Genomic DNA, 13,823 nt, shown 5'->3' with positions numbered 1-13,823 from the left:
GGAGGCCCTCCACTCTCCCCTGGCCAAGACTGTTGCAGGAGCGCCCGTGGTCCGCTTTGCGTGCATGCCACCCCAAGGAGTGGTCTCCGGATGAATCGATGGGGGGATCTGTCACAGGACACGGCTGATCACCTGGGTGCCGGATCCGTGCTCGACCACGCTGAAATGGCCGTGATCGTCACCGACCGTTTCAGCAATCTCCTCTATTGGAACCCCTTCGCCGAGAAGCTCTTCGGCCGTCAGGGCAAGCCGCCCTCCCGCGACGCGTCCGTCCTGTCCCTCGGGATCATGGAGAAGGACCACCCGCTGGCGATCGAGCTGGCCAAGCACGTGCTCAAGGGCGGCGTGTGGGAGGGCACGTTCGACGTCAGGCGCGGCGACGGCACCATCGTCTACGTACGCGCCCAGGCCGTGCCGCTGCGCCACGCCTCCGGCTCGGTGACGGGCATCGTCATCATGGCCCGCGAGGCCCTGCGCAGCAACGAGCGCGAGAAAGACCGGTTCGGCCTCCTGGAGCGCATCGGCGAGCGGCTGGCGGGCTCGCTCTACGTCGAGGAGACGCTCAAGCGGGTGGCCGAGATGCTGGTCCCCCAGTTCGCCGACCACTGCTTCATCGAGCTGATGGAGGGCGACCGGCTGGTCCGCCGGGTCTCCCAGCACGTGCAGGGGTGGACTCCGCCGCCGGGCACATGGAAGCCGGTGGGCGCGGAGATCCGCTACCCCTCCGGTCACTACGCGGACACCGCGCTGCGCCGCCAGGAGACGATCCTGGTCGAGAGCTTCGCCACCAGCAGCTACCCGTCCCCCAGCGAGGGCAGCGCGCAGCTGTGCGGCGAGATCGGCATGACCTCCGCCATCGTGGCCCCCCTGCTGGTGCGCGGCGAGACGCTCGGGCTGATGTACCTGGGCCTGTCCAACCTCACCGACCGGCGCAGCCCCCACTACGACGCCTTCGACCGCGACTTCGTGGGCGCCATCGCCACCCGGGTCGCGCTGGCCATCGACAACGCGCTGCTGTTCGAGGAGGAGCGGCACACGGCGGAGTCGTTCCAGAAATACCTGCTGCCCCGGGCGCTGCCGCAGCTCGACGGCCTGCAGATCGCGGTGCGCTACTACCCGGCGGCCCCGCTCGCCTCCCACGGCCAGGGCATCCAGACCCAGGTCGGCGGCGACTGGTACGACGTGATCCCGCTGTCGGCGGGCCGGGTCGGCATCGTGATCGGCGACGTCGAGGGCCGGGGCGCCAAGGCGGCGGCCATCATGGGCCAGCTCAGAGCCGCGCTGCGGGCCTTCGCGCAGGACGACAAGTCGCCGGCCGACATCCTGGCCAGGCTCGACGAGTGGACCCGCATCATCGCCACGCCCGAGCAGGACGACAACGGCACCGAGGTCACCATCCCGCCCATCGTGACCTGCCAGTACCTCGTCTACGACGCCTGGTCGCGCCAGCTCTCCTTCGCCAACGCGGGCCACGCGCCGCCGCTGCTGCTGGTCGACGGCCAGTGCGTGGAGCTCGACATCGAGGAGGTCGGCCAGCCGCTCGGCGTCCACGCCAAGGGCCTGCACGCCGACCTGGTCTACAAGGAGGAGACGCGCACGCTGCCGCCGGGCGCGGCTCTGCTGCTCTACACCGACGGCCTGGTCGACCGGCGGCCGGGCCGCGACGGGCGGATGCCGAGCGAGGAAGAGACGCTCGGCGTGCTCTGCGACAAGCTCGCCAAGATGTCCGGCGCCGAGGTCGAGCGCATCGCCGACGCCGCCACGGTGGCCGTGCCCGGCGACATCGACGACGACATGGCGATCCTGGTCGTCCGCTCCAGCGACGTCGACCTCGACGTGGAGGAGCGCACCTTCCCCGCCCAGCCGATCATGGTGGGCGAGGCGCGCCGCATGGCGTCGGAGGCGTTCTCGAGCTGGAACGTGCCGGAGGAGCGGGCCGAGCTGGCCTGCCTGCTCGTCTCCGAGGTCGTGACCAACGTCGTGCTCCACGCCGCCACCGCCACCGTGCCGCGCAGGGAGCTGGTCGTGGAGGGGCCGCCGCTGCCGTTCGACGAGTCCTGGGACATGCCGGGCTTCGAGGACGAGGTGGTCGGCGACAAGGAGTTCACCCTGAGGTTGCGCCGGGGCGAGGAGTCGGTCTGGGTCGAGGTCTTCGACCAGGACCTGCGCCTGCCGCGCATCCGCAGCGCGGGGGAGAACGACGAGGGCGGGCGCGGCCTCTACCTCGTCGACCAGCTGGCCAGACGCTGGGGGTCGCGTCCCACCAGGGAAGGCAAAGCGGTCTGGTTCGAGATTCCCACTCGCGGCAGGTGAGTGATTAGCTGGGGATATGGAGCTGGCCTTCGAACGACGGGGCACCGGCACGCCGCTGATCCTCATCCACGGCATCGGCCATCACTGGCAGGCGTGGTTGCCGGTGCTGGACCGCCTGGCGGCCGCGCACACGGTGATCGCGCTCGATCTGCCCGGCTTCGGCAGGTCCCCCGGCCTGCCCGAGGACATCACCTACACCGCTGAGTCGCTGGCCGACGCGGTCGAGTCGTTCTGCGCGCTGCTGGGCGTGCGCGAGCCGCACGTGGCGGGCAACTCGCTCGGCGGCTACATCGCGCTGGAGCTGGCCTCGCGCGGCGTCGTACGCACGGCCACCGCGCTGTCGCCGGCCGGCTTCTGGTCCCGCTCCGAGCTGCTCTACTGCCAGTCCATGCTGCGCGCCCTGCGGGCCTCGGCCCGCACGATCCCGGCGAAGCAGGCCGCCAGGGCGGCCGAGAACCCGCTGCTGCGGGCCGTCTCGACCGGCATCCTGGTCGCCCACCCCTCCAGGCTCTCCGTCACCGCGCAGATCGCGGCCACCCAGGCGCTGGCCTGGGCTGACGGCTTCGACGAGACGCTGGAGTCGTTCGCCGGCCTGATGCCGCCCGCCCCGCCGAAGTCGCCCATCACGATCGCGTGGGGCGAGCACGACCGGCTCCTGCCGCGCCGCCAGGCCGTACGCGCGGCGCGCTGGTCGGGGCAGCGGGTCAAGCTGCTGAAGGGCTGCGGTCACGTGCCGATGAGCGACGACCCCGAGCTCGTCGCCCGCGTCATTCTGGAATCCAGCGCCATTTCATAAATTTCGCTGCCCCCGGCAAAGGAATGGGATAGGTTTCCCGGTATCGATCGCTCATTCGGTATTGCCATATGGCGGAATTCATGGCGGACGACTCCTGGTATCCACTGTTGCGAGAGTGTCTCCAGCGAACTCATCCTCCCGGGCGGCACGAGCTGCCCGTCATTTTTCTGCTCGGACTGGCGGGCACCGGGAAGACCGCGACCCTCGCGCAGATCTCGCGCAGTGTGCGGAAACCGCCCTCTCCGGTGGTCAACCTGCCGCTCCACGCAGAGCTCGGCAGCGCGGTCGCCGACGTGATCCAGCGGATCGCCTATGACCTGGCCGCGCTCGACAAGGTGCACCTGCCCCGCACGGTCTTCACGCTGGTGGTGCTCGGCCTGGATCCGAAATTATCGCGTTCGCAACTCGAAGATCAGCTGCAGCGGCGTCTTCAGCGCAAGGCGAGCATTGATCCCGATGACGCGGCACAATGGCGGGATATCGCATCCTTGCTGCCAAATATTGGGATATGGCTGAAATTTCTGGTTTCTACCGCGGAGATTATCGGGCGCCGTCTGGACGCCGCCGATCGGGTTCACCGCGTGGCCAGGACGTGGCTCTCGGAACGACTCGGCGGCGACGTCCTGAATCTCGTACAGGACCAGAAGATCGGCGGGGAGCGGGCGGAGGGCGCGCGGGGGATACTCGTCGAGGCGTTCCTGGAGGACCTCGCCCAGGCGTGGGCGCAGCCGCGCCACGCGCGCAACTGCCTCCTGCTGCTGGACGACGCCGACACCCCGGCGGGCAGCGCCTTCCTGCAAGCGCTCGTCGCCGCCAGGGCCAGGCGCTCGGAAGCGGGCGCGAGCGCGGATCCCCTGGTGGTCGTGGCCGCGTCGCGGACCTGGCCGAAGGGGATGACGGGCTGGGCGTGCCCGGGGACGCCGGGGGCCCGCCGGCCACCGCGGCTCGCCGAGGCCACGTACGAGGACTGGCTGGGGCGGCGGTGCGACGGCGAGCAGCGCTGGTGGTATCCCATGCTCATGCCCGGCCTGCCGACCGGCAGGACCGCGACGGTGTACGCGCGCGCGATCCACGAGCTGACCGGGGGCTACCCGTACGCCGCCGACAAACTGGGCGATCTGCTCGGGAACCCCAAGGACGACGACGAGTTCCGCACCATCCTGTGCGAAAAGGACGCCCTGCGCCGTCTGACGCCCGACCACCTGCCCCGGCGTGACCTGCTGATGGCCTGGTCGGCGGCCAGGAACGTGGACGACGCCGAGAACGCGCTGCTCGACGGGGCGAGCACCGCCTCGCACCTCCGCCGCGAGCTGGCCGAGCGGCTGTGGCTCACGACGCGGAGCGCCGTGGAGAACCGCGGAGGCCCCTGGGAGAGCTCCTCCTCCGGCGGGGAGGAGATCACCGTCATCCATCCGTGGCTCAGAAGGCTGCTGCTGCACCACCTCGCCGCGGAGCCGGAACGCTGGGACAAGGTCCACGAGACGATGGAGAGCTTCCACCGCAAGCAGGAGGTGGCCGACGACGCTTCGGCCGCCCATCACACGCTGGCCCGCGTGACGGACGGGGACGATCCGCGGCTGGAGGCCGTCGTGGCCTTCCTGAACGAGCGGTTCGGGCAGCTCGACGTGGTCGGCCGCCGCGGCAGCCGCCTGTCGGAGTGGGTCGAGCTCTACGAGCAGGTGACCGCGGCCCCCAACCGCCTGCCCCTTGATCGGCCCTCGGCGGCGCTGTACGACTCGCTGGCGGTGAGCTCGGCCGACACGGAGCGGCGGGACCGGACCTCCATGATCAGGACGCTGGTGGTGGCCCGGTGGTTCTGGCTCGACCCCGTCCTCGATCCCCCCGGCCGGCGGGCGACGGAGATCGCGTACGAGTTCAGGCAGCTCGCGGGGCTCAGGACGACCGGCCGGTCGATCTTCACACGAGAGGCCGAGAGGTATGAGCGACATCACCGGCGCTAGCCTCCAGATCGAGCCGGCTCCCGCCTACGTCACGCGTCGCCGCCGGCGGTCGATCGTCATCGTCGGCCTCGTCGTCGCGCTCGTCGCGGCGGGCCTGTCCTACGTCTTCCGCGCGCCGTCCAGGCTGACCGACGCGAGCGACGCCTTCGACCCGAGCCTGGCCGGCATCATGGAGCGCATCCACGCGGAGAACGCCGACGTGATCGCGAAGCATCCGGGCGAGTACGTCACCGTCCTGGTGCTGCTGCCGATGTCGGGTGACGTGACCGAGACGGGGATGGGCCTCGACACCATCCGGCATGCCCTGCAAGGGTCGCATCTGGCGCAGCTGTGGCGGAACAGGGAGCAGTCCGCGGCGCCGTACATCCGGCTGCTCGTGGGCAACATCAGCTCGGACGCGTGGGAGGACACGGTCGAGGACCTGGAGGGCCGCGTCCAGAGCGAACGCATCCTCGCCGTCACCGGGCTCGGGAACAGCGTCGAAGCCACCAGGCGCGTGATCGACCGGCTCAGCAAGGACAAGATCGCGATGGTCGCGGCCGTGATCACCTCCGACGAACTGCAGCGTCACCAAGCACTGGTGCGGATGGCCCCGCTGAACAGCGACGAGGCGGCGGCTCTCGTGCGCTTCGCCGGGCAGGCCGTTCCCACGCTCAAGCCGGTCGTCGTCATGGACACCAAGGCCGGCGACAGCTACAGCCGGACGCTGGGCGAGGCCTATGACAAGACTCTCGCCCGCGTCGTCGACGCCAAGCGGCGCGGCCGGGCGCTGACGTTCGACTCGACGGTCAACGCCTCCAGCACGGTCATCGGGAACATCGCGGACACGATCTGCGGCTCCGACGCCAACGCCGTCTTCTACGCCGGCCGCGCCCGCGGCCTGCCCGCGCTGTTACGCGGTCTGAGCCTGTCGCGCCCCTGCGTCCAGCGCGACATCAGCGTCTTCGCCGGGGACGACACCAGTGAGCAGGCCCATCTCGTCAAGAGCCCCATCTGGGAGGACAACGGGGGAAGGATCCGGCTGTACTACACCGCTCTGGCCCATTCCGCGAACGTCACCGACCACGGCAGCCGCGTCCTGTCCGCGATCAAGGCGAGGTTCGGGAACGGTGACGAGAAAGGGTACGTGCGGCTGTTCCCCGCGGAGTCGCTCGACGACGGCCACGCGATCATGCACCATGACGCCGCGTACGTCGCGATCAAGGCCATCGACAGGTACGCGAAGGACGACCTGGCCAAGCTCGGGCCGCAGGAGGTGGCGGCCATGCTGCGCAGCGGCACCATCGACGTCCAGGGCGCCAGCGGCGACATCACGATCGACCGCGACGGCAATCCGCTCAGGCGGGAGCTCCCCGTCCTGCGGCTCACCCCCTACGGCGCCACCGTCTTCGCCGCGTGGTCGTCCCCGGAGCACACGCGCCAGTGATCGAGGTTGGCCGACATGCGGCGGAGCACGTCGACGGTGGCCAGGTACTCCTGCGAACTCACGCCTTCGAGCACCTTCTGCCGAAACTGGCCGACCTTCCCGGAGATCTCCTCGTGCGCGGCCCGGCCCGCGTCGGTGAGCCCGCCGTCCGCCAGCCAGCCCTTGGCGGTGAGCCGCGCCACGGCCTCGTCCACCCCGGTGAACGGCATGGTGTGCGTGGTCTCCTGGGCCGCCAGGTTGAGCACCTGCCATTCCCGGCGGGTGGTGGTCTGCAGCGCCTGCTCCATGGCGTTTTCCAGCAGGTTGTCGAGATGCTTCAGCCAGTGGCCGATGGGTTTGTCCATAGATGTAAGATAGCAACAATATGTATGAAGACAAGTATGTTGCCGCGGTCGAGCGGGCGATGGTCGCGATCAGGCGGCGGCAGAGCAGGCGGGTGCTGGCCCGGCAGCAGGGCGCCGCAGGGCCGGAGTACGAGGTGCTCGACGTGATCGAGGGGGCCGGCGGGTCCGTCACCGTGTCCACGGTCGCGCAGGCGCTCAGCGTCGATCAGCCGCGGGCCAGCCGGCTGGTGGCGGCGGCCGTGGCGGCGGGCCTCGTCCGGCGGGAAGCCGATCAGGCCGACGGGCGCAAGGCGTGGCTGGTGCTGACCGAGGCCGGGCAGGCGGCGCTGGAGCACGCCCGCCGCACCAGGCAGGAGGCGTTCGCGGCGGTCATGGAGGAGTGGCCGGAGCGGGACCGGGCGGAGTTCGCCCGGCTGCTCACCCGCTTCGTCGAGGGCATGCCCGGTTAGATCTTGGTCTGGCCCCAGAGGAGGAGCATGACGATGATGAACACGATCATCACACCGCCGTAGGCCACCGGCCCCAGGCGGATCGCCCGGCGTACGCGGTTGAGGCCCCAGGCGAACAGCAACGCCAGGAAAGCCAGGAGGATCAGGCCGCCGTCCATGGTGTCCAGTATGCGGTGCCGGCCGCCTTCCCGTGCGGTCAGAATCCGAAGGACCGCCCGATGATCTCCTTCATGATCTCGGTGGTGCCGCCGTAGATCGTCTGGACCCGGCTGTCGAGCCAGGCCTTGGCGACCGGGTACTCCATCATGTAGCCGTACCCGCCGTGCAGCTGGAGGCAGCGGTCGATGACCTTGGTCTGCAGCTCGGTGGTCCACCACTTGGCCTTGGCCGCGTCCACCGCGTCGAGCTGCCCGGCGTTGAGCGCCAGGATGCACTTGTCCACGTAGTGGCGGGCGATCTCCGTCTCGGTGGCCAGCTCCGCCAGCACGAACCGGGTGTTCTGGAAAGACCCGATGCTCCGCCCGAAGGCCTGCCGGGTCTTGCAGTACTCGATGGTCTCCGCCAGCACGGCCTCCGCCGCGGCCACCGCCCCCACGGCGATCGACAGGCGCTCCTGCGGGAGGTTGTGCATGAGCTGGAAGAAGCCCTCGCCGTCGCGCGGGCCCAGGCGGTTGGCGACGGGCACGCGTACGTTCTCGAAGAACAGCTCGGCCGTGTCCTGCGCCTTCATCCCGATCTTCTCGAGATTGCGCCCCCGCTCGAACCCCTCCATACCGCGCTCGACCACGATCAGCGTGGTCCCCCTGGCGCCCGCGTCGGGGTCGGTCTTGGCCACGACCACGACCAGGTCGGCGTTGATCCCGTTCGTGATGAACGTCTTCTGCCCGTTCACCAGGTAGTGGTCGCCCTCGCGGATGGCCGTGGTCCTGATCCCCTGCAGGTCGCTGCCGGCCCCCGGCTCGCTCATCGCGATCGCGGTGATCAGCTCCCCGCTCGCGAAGCCGGGCAGCCACCGCTGCTTCTGCTCGTCGTTCGTCAGATCCACCAGGTACGGCGCCATGACGTCGTTGTGCAGCGAGAACCCGAGCCCGCTGGCGCCGTTCCCGATGATCTCCTCGACGATCACGGCGTTGTACCGGAAGTCCGTGACCCCCGCCCCGCCGTACTCCTCCGGCACCGAGAACCCGAACATCCCGAGCTCCCCGGCCTTCTTCCAGACCTCACGCGGGACGATGCCGTCCTTCTCCCACTGGGCGTGGTGGGGCACGACCTCCCTGGCCATGAACTCGCGCACGGTCTCGCGGAAGAGCAGGTGCTCCTCGTCGAAGAGGTCTCGCCGCACAGGGTCCTCCCGAATAGAGTTCTGTTACTCGTAGGTATACCCCCTTTCCCAGTACGGCGGATACCTGTGGACACGGCTTCATCACAAGTGCTGGACGTTGTCCCAATCGGCATGTGTTGCAGATGTTTTCGACTCTAAGATCTACCCTCGGTCTATTTGTGGCGTGATCGGAGTCTCCCGTGAGTCGGTGGCGCAAGGGGCTGATTGCCGCATCGGTGGGCATAGCCACGTCGGCGGCGTTCGTCGCGACGTCCTCGGTCCCGGGCCAGGCTGCGGCCTCGCTGGTGGCCGACTACAGGTGTACGGGTGGCATCGCCGGTGCGGGCGTGGACATCGAGGCCCGCATGACCCCTCAGGTCGAGGCGGGCACCATGAACGTCCGCTGGGACATGTCGTACAAGAGCGTGAAAAAGTTTGGGTCTCCCGGATTCTTCCCCGAGGGGTCCTCCTTGGACCTGGAGGGCGTCGTGGACATCAGCGGCGCCTGGATCGGCCAGCTCCGGCCCCGGGGCGGCAAGGAGCAGGGCGAGCTGCTGCCGGGTAACTACCTGGAGCTTCCCGAGGGGTTGTCGGACAGCGCGTCTCTCACGCGTACCGGAACCATCCGCTTCAAGCCCACCACGCTGGCCGTCAGGTTCACGCCCGCCGAGGGCGAGGTGAAGGTCAACAACAACCGGAAGATCACCTATACGGGCTCCTGGAGTCACGAGTACACCGCGCCGGAATACTCCGACTTCCTCAACGACGTGCAGAAGACCAGCGCGAAAGATGCCACGGCCAAGCTGGAGTTCATCGGCACGAAGGTGGCCTACATCGGCCGCCGGGCGCCGGGCCTGGGGCCGATCCGAGTGGTCCTCGACGGGCAGACCGTCACCGATCCCCTGGTGGAGCCGGGCCTGGACCGTAGCGGGAACGCTATGACGGGCACCGAGAGCCAGGAGGTCCTTTGGGAGTCCCCGCAGCTCGACTACGGGAGTCACACCATCGAGGTCGTCAACACCGAGGCCAAGGACGCGTACGTGGACGCCTTCCAGGTGATCACCGGCGACATCCCCGAACCGCCGGCCCACAATCAGGCCACCTGCACGCTCCAGAACAATCCTGGCGCCATCGACATCACCGTCTCCGGCCCCTCCGGCACGCAGACGCCGACCGGCACCCCCACCACCAGTCCCACCACGAGTCCGACGACCAGCCCGACCTCGACGCCCACCGGGACCCAGACCACCCCGAACAACAACAACGGCGGCAACAACGACAACGGCCTCGGGCGGGTGATCGTGGTTCCCAATGCCACCGGCACCAGCTCGACCACGCCCAAGGCCACCGGGCCGACCGCGACCAAGTACTACAGGGCGCAGGTGGCCAACACCCCCAAGGGCGGTGTGGACACCGGTGAGGCGCCGGAGCGCGAGGACGGGCCGTACGGGCTGATGGCCGCACTGGTGATCGGCGGCGCGGGCGGCGGGTTGCTGCTGCGCAGACGCAGGGCCGCGCACGCGGGAGGAGCGCACTGATGACCGAGCAGACACCGATGCAGCGGGCACTGCCCGGATTGCTGATCGCCGGCTCGCTGGGCGGCGTCGGCCTGGTCATGGTGAGCATGCTCTCGCTGTGGCCCACCCCGGAGGAGGGCTCGGGCTCGCTGGCGGCGGCGCAGGACCAGCCGACGCAGGTGGAGGTGGCGAACGCGGGCGCGTTCGTCCTCCCGCCCACCGTGGGCCCAGGCGGCAAGGGCGTCCCCCTGACCCAGGCCCGCCTGGACGCGCCGGCCCCGCTTCCGGCGGTCCCGGTCGTGTCCCCGATCCCCTCGGCCAAGGCCAAGTCCACCCGGTCCAGGCCGGTCCGCGTCAAGATCCCCAAGATCAAGGTGAACGCGCCCATCGGGGCCGTCACCGTGGACAGCAAGGGCAAGCTGGGCACCCCGCCCCTGACCAAGCCCAACCAGACGGGCTGGTACAAGGGCTCGCCGGTGCCCGGCGAGCTCGGCCCCTCGGTCATCAACGGCCACGTGAGCACCCGCAAGGGCCCGGCCGTCTTCGACCGCCTCCGCGAGCTGGCCAAGGGCGACCAGATCTACGTGTACCGGTCGGACGGGAAGGTCACGCGGTTCACGGTGAGCGGGATCGAGCAGGCGAGCAAGTCGACGTTCCCGACGTCCCGGGTGTACGGGAACACGAGCAACGCCCAGTTGAGGCTGATCACGTGTGGTGGGGTCTTCAACAAGACAGCGCACAGTTACACGGACAACATCGTCGTGTACGCAACGTTGTCGAAGAAGAAGGGCTAGGGTTTTGGCGGTTTACGGGAACTTGACAGGGACAGTTCGTAGGATCTCAACCTAACCGTGACCAATGGCTGGAATTCTGGCACGACTGTTGAACACTGGCTTTGAACGGAGATGGACCCGTGCTTATGTCCCAGGCGTGGCGCCGCCTCGCCCGTAAGACGTCCGCATTGGGATTGACGGGCACGCTCGCGATCTTTGTCGGCTCCATCTTCGTGGTCTCGACCCCGACGCCCGCGTTAGCTGCTGTGACGAAGCAGTTCAGCTACACGTGCACAGGGTCGATGCTCAGCAGCACGGGTGGGACCATCAGCGTCGGGCTCAGCGCTCCCGACTCGGTGACCGCAGGCACGACCTTCGACCTGACGGTGAAGGTCCCGGAGCTGACGCTTGCAACTGCGCCGACGGCCGCCACGACCTTGCAGGTCAACGCCACGTTGACGCCGACACCCGGCTCGATTCAGGACCCTGGCGTCAAGACTGGTGCCAACGTCACAACGAGCGCCACGGTGCCGGCCAAGGACGTGGTCTACAAGGTCTCTGTGCCGACCGGCTCGACGGGCAAGGTCAGCGTGAAGCCCGGCCAGCTGGTGCTGAGCCTCCTCTCGCCCAGCACCACGACGACGACGTGCACGACGACGTCGACCGAGGTCCTGGACGTCACGATCGGGACCGGTGGCGGTGGCGGGACCGACGATGTCGTCGCCTATGACTGTGACCTTGCCAGCGGCGGCGGTGACGCCGACTACCCGGCCGACGTCGACATGAAGGTCGTCATGACGCCGCCCACCAGCGCCACCGCCAACGCCGACGCCACGATCACCTGGACCGGCACCATCCAGTCCACCGGCGAACAGTTGAAGGCCCCCACCGGCTTCCCCACCACCAGCCCCAAGATGTTCGTCACCATCAAGGCGAGCGGCGCCGGAGCCCCCTCCACCGCTACCGGGGAAGCGACGCTGGGCACCGTCACCATCGGCCAGAACATCACGCTGCCCACCAGCGTCTCCATCAAGGTCAAGCCCACCACCACGGGCACGGTGTCCCTGACTGCCGGCGACCTGGCCTTCGGCACCTCGGCGTCCTCGCCCACGATCAAGTGCCTGGCCCCCACGACCGGCCTCAAGGCGTACACCTTCCAGGTGAGCAGCGCATCCAGCAGCCCGTCCTCCACTCCCACGAGTTCCAGCCCCAAGCCCACCAAGACCAGCACCGCGACGGTGACCGTCACCCCCTCCAGCAAGAAGTCGAAGACCCCCAAGGCCGGGGCCGACACCGGTGCCGGTGGTGAGGCGGGGCCCGACGGGCGGATGTTCATCCTGACCGGCACCGCGCTCGTAGGGGCCGCGGCCGTCGGCGGGCTCGTCATGCGGCGGCGTAACGCCACCAGGGGCTGACGGGCATGTCGGGGCACTATCCGTACGGCGGCGGGCAGCAGTTGCCGCCGCCCGCGGACAAGGGGAGCGCGACGCTCAGGATCGTGCTCATCGTGGCGGCCATCGCCGGTGTCGTGACCGTCGTGGCCGGGCTGCTGATCGTGCTCAAGTCCCCCGAGGAGTACGGGCTCGCGAGCAACAACCGCGACATCCTGAAGCTGCAGGCGCAGCCGGACGGGAAGGCCACCGGGCAGCCCGAGCAGGCGCTCTTCCAGGCGGCTCCCGACGTGCCGCCGCCGCTGCCGCAGATCAACCCCGCGCCCCCCATGATGCCCTCCACGCCCAAGCGGATCGTGATCAAGAAGCTCGGGATCAACGCGCCGATCATGTCCGTCGGGCTGAAGAAGGACGGGACGATCGAGGTGCCTCCGTCGGAGAACCCCAACCTGGCCGGGTGGTACCGGAACATGTCCACCCCGGGTGAGGCTGGGCCGGCCGTGATCCTGGGGCACAAGGACACCCGGACGCGCAGCGCCGTGTTCAGCAGGTTGCCCGAGCTCAAGAACGGCGACATCATCGAGATCCAGCGCCAGGACAAGACGACCGCGGTGTTCACCGTCGGCGGCATCGAGCAGGCGAGCAAGAAGACGTTCCCGACCCAGCGGGTCTACGGGCCCCAGGAGAACGCTCAGCTTCACCTGATCACCTGCGGTGGGGCCTACGATCGCACGATCGGTCACTACGACGACAACGTCATCGTCTACGCGACGATGACGAGCTCCTATCGAAGCTGAACGGCGCGGAGGCGGGCTTATGGGCTGGATGGCGAAGCGGAGACTGCGTACTGGCCCGACGGCGGCCTTGCCGGCCAAGCCGGATCCGGCCGAGTTGTTGCGGATCGTACGGCTCGCGGATCCCGGCGCGAAGAAGGACGGCGACGACATCGTGGCCACCGACGTGCGGGTGCACGCGCCCGTGGAGGCCGAGCCCGAGCTGACCGGTGGCGAGCTGGAGAAGGTGTGGGCGGTCAGGGTGTCCGCCGAGGGGCCGCTGCCGCTGAACTACTTCGACCGTTACCTCGCCGAGGGCCTGGCCTTCCGGCTCAAGGGGCTCGCGGTGTGCCGGGGCGAGGTGAGCGATCCCGCCGACGACGAGGAGGGCGGGCCGGCCGTCATCCTCCCGTCGCGGCCGACCGCCGAGGAGCTGGCGCCGCTGCTGGAGCAGGACGAGGAGGACGAGTTCGCCTTCACGGCCGGTGACATCCGGGCCGTGCTCGTTCCCCAGAAGGGGCAGCCGCCCGCGGTGCAGGAGCTCCTGCCCTTCGCCGTCGAGCTGACCGCGATCGAGTTGCGCGGCGACGAGCCCGCCAAGCTCGGCGCGCTCGCGCTGGAGCTGGCCGAGTCGCTGAACGGGCTGGTCGTGGACCGCTGGCGGTTCCGGGTGGACGCGGCGGAGGAGCTGGTTCCGCCCGCACGTGAGTAGAACGTCGTTCTGTTGTAGTCTGCCCCTAGTAACCGAATAATGCTCGG

General features: G+C 69.1%; 13 protein-coding genes. 10 read left to right on the top strand and 3 right to left on the bottom strand.

Going from position 1 to position 13,823, the window contains the following annotated elements; all coding sequences use genetic code 11:
* Positions 1–90 precede the first annotated feature (90 nt).
* The 4 genes from ACIBQ1_RS18915 (at position 91) to ACIBQ1_RS18900 (ending at position 6,496) form a co-directional block, all read left to right on the top strand.
* Positions 91–2,313 carry a SpoIIE family protein phosphatase gene (locus ACIBQ1_RS18915; protein ID WP_397278997.1) on the top strand — a complete coding sequence of 741 codons (2,223 nt, stop codon included), beginning with the start codon at positions 91–93 and terminating at the stop codon, positions 2,311–2,313.
* Between the two features lie 16 nt (positions 2,314–2,329).
* Positions 2,330–3,109 carry an alpha/beta fold hydrolase gene (locus tag ACIBQ1_RS18910; RefSeq protein WP_397278995.1) on the top strand — a complete coding sequence of 260 codons (780 nt, stop codon included), beginning with the start codon at positions 2,330–2,332 and terminating at the stop codon, positions 3,107–3,109.
* An 80-nt stretch (positions 3,110–3,189) separates the two neighbouring features.
* Positions 3,190–5,070, top strand: a complete 1,881-nt coding sequence (locus ACIBQ1_RS18905; protein ID WP_397278994.1) for a hypothetical protein — start codon at positions 3,190–3,192, stop codon at positions 5,068–5,070.
* Positions 5,048–6,496 carry a hypothetical protein gene (locus tag ACIBQ1_RS18900; RefSeq protein WP_397278992.1) on the top strand — a complete coding sequence of 483 codons (1,449 nt, stop codon included), beginning with the start codon at positions 5,048–5,050 and terminating at the stop codon, positions 6,494–6,496. The genes ACIBQ1_RS18905 and ACIBQ1_RS18900 overlap by 23 nt, the downstream gene beginning before the upstream one ends.
* Here the strand turns inward: ACIBQ1_RS18900 and ACIBQ1_RS18895 are convergent.
* Positions 6,442–6,840 carry a MarR family transcriptional regulator gene (locus ACIBQ1_RS18895; protein WP_397278990.1) on the bottom strand — a complete coding sequence of 133 codons (399 nt, stop codon included), beginning with the start codon at positions 6,838–6,840 and terminating at the stop codon, positions 6,442–6,444. The genes ACIBQ1_RS18900 and ACIBQ1_RS18895 overlap by 55 nt on opposite strands.
* Positions 6,841–6,860: 20 nt before the next feature.
* On the opposite strand from ACIBQ1_RS18895, the gene ACIBQ1_RS18890 reads away from it, so the two are divergent.
* Positions 6,861–7,289, top strand: coding sequence for a MarR family winged helix-turn-helix transcriptional regulator (locus tag ACIBQ1_RS18890; protein WP_397278988.1), 429 nt, complete (start codon positions 6,861–6,863; stop codon positions 7,287–7,289).
* On the opposite strand, the gene ACIBQ1_RS18885 is transcribed toward ACIBQ1_RS18890, so the two are convergent.
* Together ACIBQ1_RS18885 and ACIBQ1_RS18880 are read right to left on the bottom strand one after the other, a co-directional pair.
* Positions 7,286–7,447 carry a hypothetical protein gene (locus ACIBQ1_RS18885; protein WP_397278986.1) on the bottom strand — a complete coding sequence of 54 codons (162 nt, stop codon included), beginning with the start codon at positions 7,445–7,447 and terminating at the stop codon, positions 7,286–7,288. The two genes, ACIBQ1_RS18890 and ACIBQ1_RS18885, sit on opposite strands and share 4 nt — an antisense overlap.
* 38 nt (positions 7,448–7,485) lie before the next feature.
* Complete coding sequence (locus ACIBQ1_RS18880; RefSeq protein ID WP_397278985.1) at positions 7,486–8,631, bottom strand: acyl-CoA dehydrogenase family protein; 1,146 nt, start codon at positions 8,629–8,631, stop codon at positions 7,486–7,488.
* 179 nt (positions 8,632–8,810) lie between these two features.
* On the opposite strand from ACIBQ1_RS18880, the gene ACIBQ1_RS18875 reads away from it, so the two are divergent.
* The 5 genes from ACIBQ1_RS18875 to ACIBQ1_RS18855 all read left to right on the top strand — a co-directional run bounded on the left by ACIBQ1_RS18875 (position 8,811) and on the right by ACIBQ1_RS18855 (position 13,776).
* Positions 8,811–10,148 carry a hypothetical protein gene (locus tag ACIBQ1_RS18875; protein ID WP_397278983.1) on the top strand — a complete coding sequence of 446 codons (1,338 nt, stop codon included), beginning with the start codon at positions 8,811–8,813 and terminating at the stop codon, positions 10,146–10,148.
* Entirely contained in the window at positions 10,148–10,921 is a 774-nt protein-coding gene (locus ACIBQ1_RS18870) for a class F sortase (protein WP_397278981.1), read from the top strand. The genes ACIBQ1_RS18875 and ACIBQ1_RS18870 overlap by 1 nt, the downstream gene beginning before the upstream one ends.
* 125 nt (positions 10,922–11,046) lie before the next feature.
* Complete coding sequence (locus ACIBQ1_RS18865) at positions 11,047–12,315, top strand: hypothetical protein (protein WP_397278980.1); 1,269 nt, start codon at positions 11,047–11,049, stop codon at positions 12,313–12,315.
* A gap of 5 nt (positions 12,316–12,320) precedes the next feature.
* Positions 12,321–13,088: a class F sortase gene (locus ACIBQ1_RS18860; RefSeq protein ID WP_397278978.1), complete on the top strand. Its 768-nt coding sequence runs from the start codon at positions 12,321–12,323 to the stop codon at positions 13,086–13,088.
* Positions 13,089–13,116: 28 nt separating this feature from the next.
* The gene (locus ACIBQ1_RS18855) at positions 13,117–13,776 is read left to right on the top strand and encodes a hypothetical protein (protein WP_397278976.1); all 660 of its coding nucleotides are present in this window, start codon (positions 13,117–13,119) and stop codon (positions 13,774–13,776) included.
* The last annotated feature ends 47 nt before the right edge of the window (positions 13,777–13,823 follow it).

The sequence above is a fragment of the Nonomuraea sp. NPDC050153 genome (assembly GCF_044460125.1).
GTDB lineage: Bacteria > Actinomycetota > Actinomycetes > Streptosporangiales > Streptosporangiaceae > Nonomuraea.
Note: the sequence above shows the minus strand (reverse complement) of the source record. Positions and strands in the feature narration are given on the sequence as shown.

Bases quoted from the DNA above. Each gene is read 5' to 3' on its own strand.
- ACIBQ1_RS18910 (WP_397278995.1), top strand. From the start codon at position 2,330: ATGGAGCTGGCCTTCGAACGACGGGGCACCGGCACGCCGCTGATCCTC.
- ACIBQ1_RS18860 (WP_397278978.1), top strand. From the start codon at position 12,321: ATGTCGGGGCACTATCCGTACGGCGGCGGGCAGCAGTTGCCGCCGCCC.
- ACIBQ1_RS18870 (WP_397278981.1), top strand. From the start codon at position 10,148: ATGACCGAGCAGACACCGATGCAGCGGGCACTGCCCGGATTGCTGATC.
- ACIBQ1_RS18915 (WP_397278997.1), top strand. From the start codon at position 91: ATGAATCGATGGGGGGATCTGTCACAGGACACGGCTGATCACCTGGGT.
- ACIBQ1_RS18895 (WP_397278990.1), bottom strand. From the start codon at position 6,840: ATGGACAAACCCATCGGCCACTGGCTGAAGCATCTCGACAACCTGCTG.
- ACIBQ1_RS18890 (WP_397278988.1), top strand. From the start codon at position 6,861: ATGTATGAAGACAAGTATGTTGCCGCGGTCGAGCGGGCGATGGTCGCG.
- ACIBQ1_RS18900 (WP_397278992.1), top strand. From the start codon at position 5,048: ATGAGCGACATCACCGGCGCTAGCCTCCAGATCGAGCCGGCTCCCGCC.
- ACIBQ1_RS18855 (WP_397278976.1), top strand. From the start codon at position 13,117: ATGGCGAAGCGGAGACTGCGTACTGGCCCGACGGCGGCCTTGCCGGCC.
- ACIBQ1_RS18905 (WP_397278994.1), top strand. From the start codon at position 3,190: ATGGCGGACGACTCCTGGTATCCACTGTTGCGAGAGTGTCTCCAGCGA.
- ACIBQ1_RS18885 (WP_397278986.1), bottom strand. From the start codon at position 7,447: ATGGACGGCGGCCTGATCCTCCTGGCTTTCCTGGCGTTGCTGTTCGCC.
- ACIBQ1_RS18865 (WP_397278980.1), top strand. From the start codon at position 11,047: ATGTCCCAGGCGTGGCGCCGCCTCGCCCGTAAGACGTCCGCATTGGGA.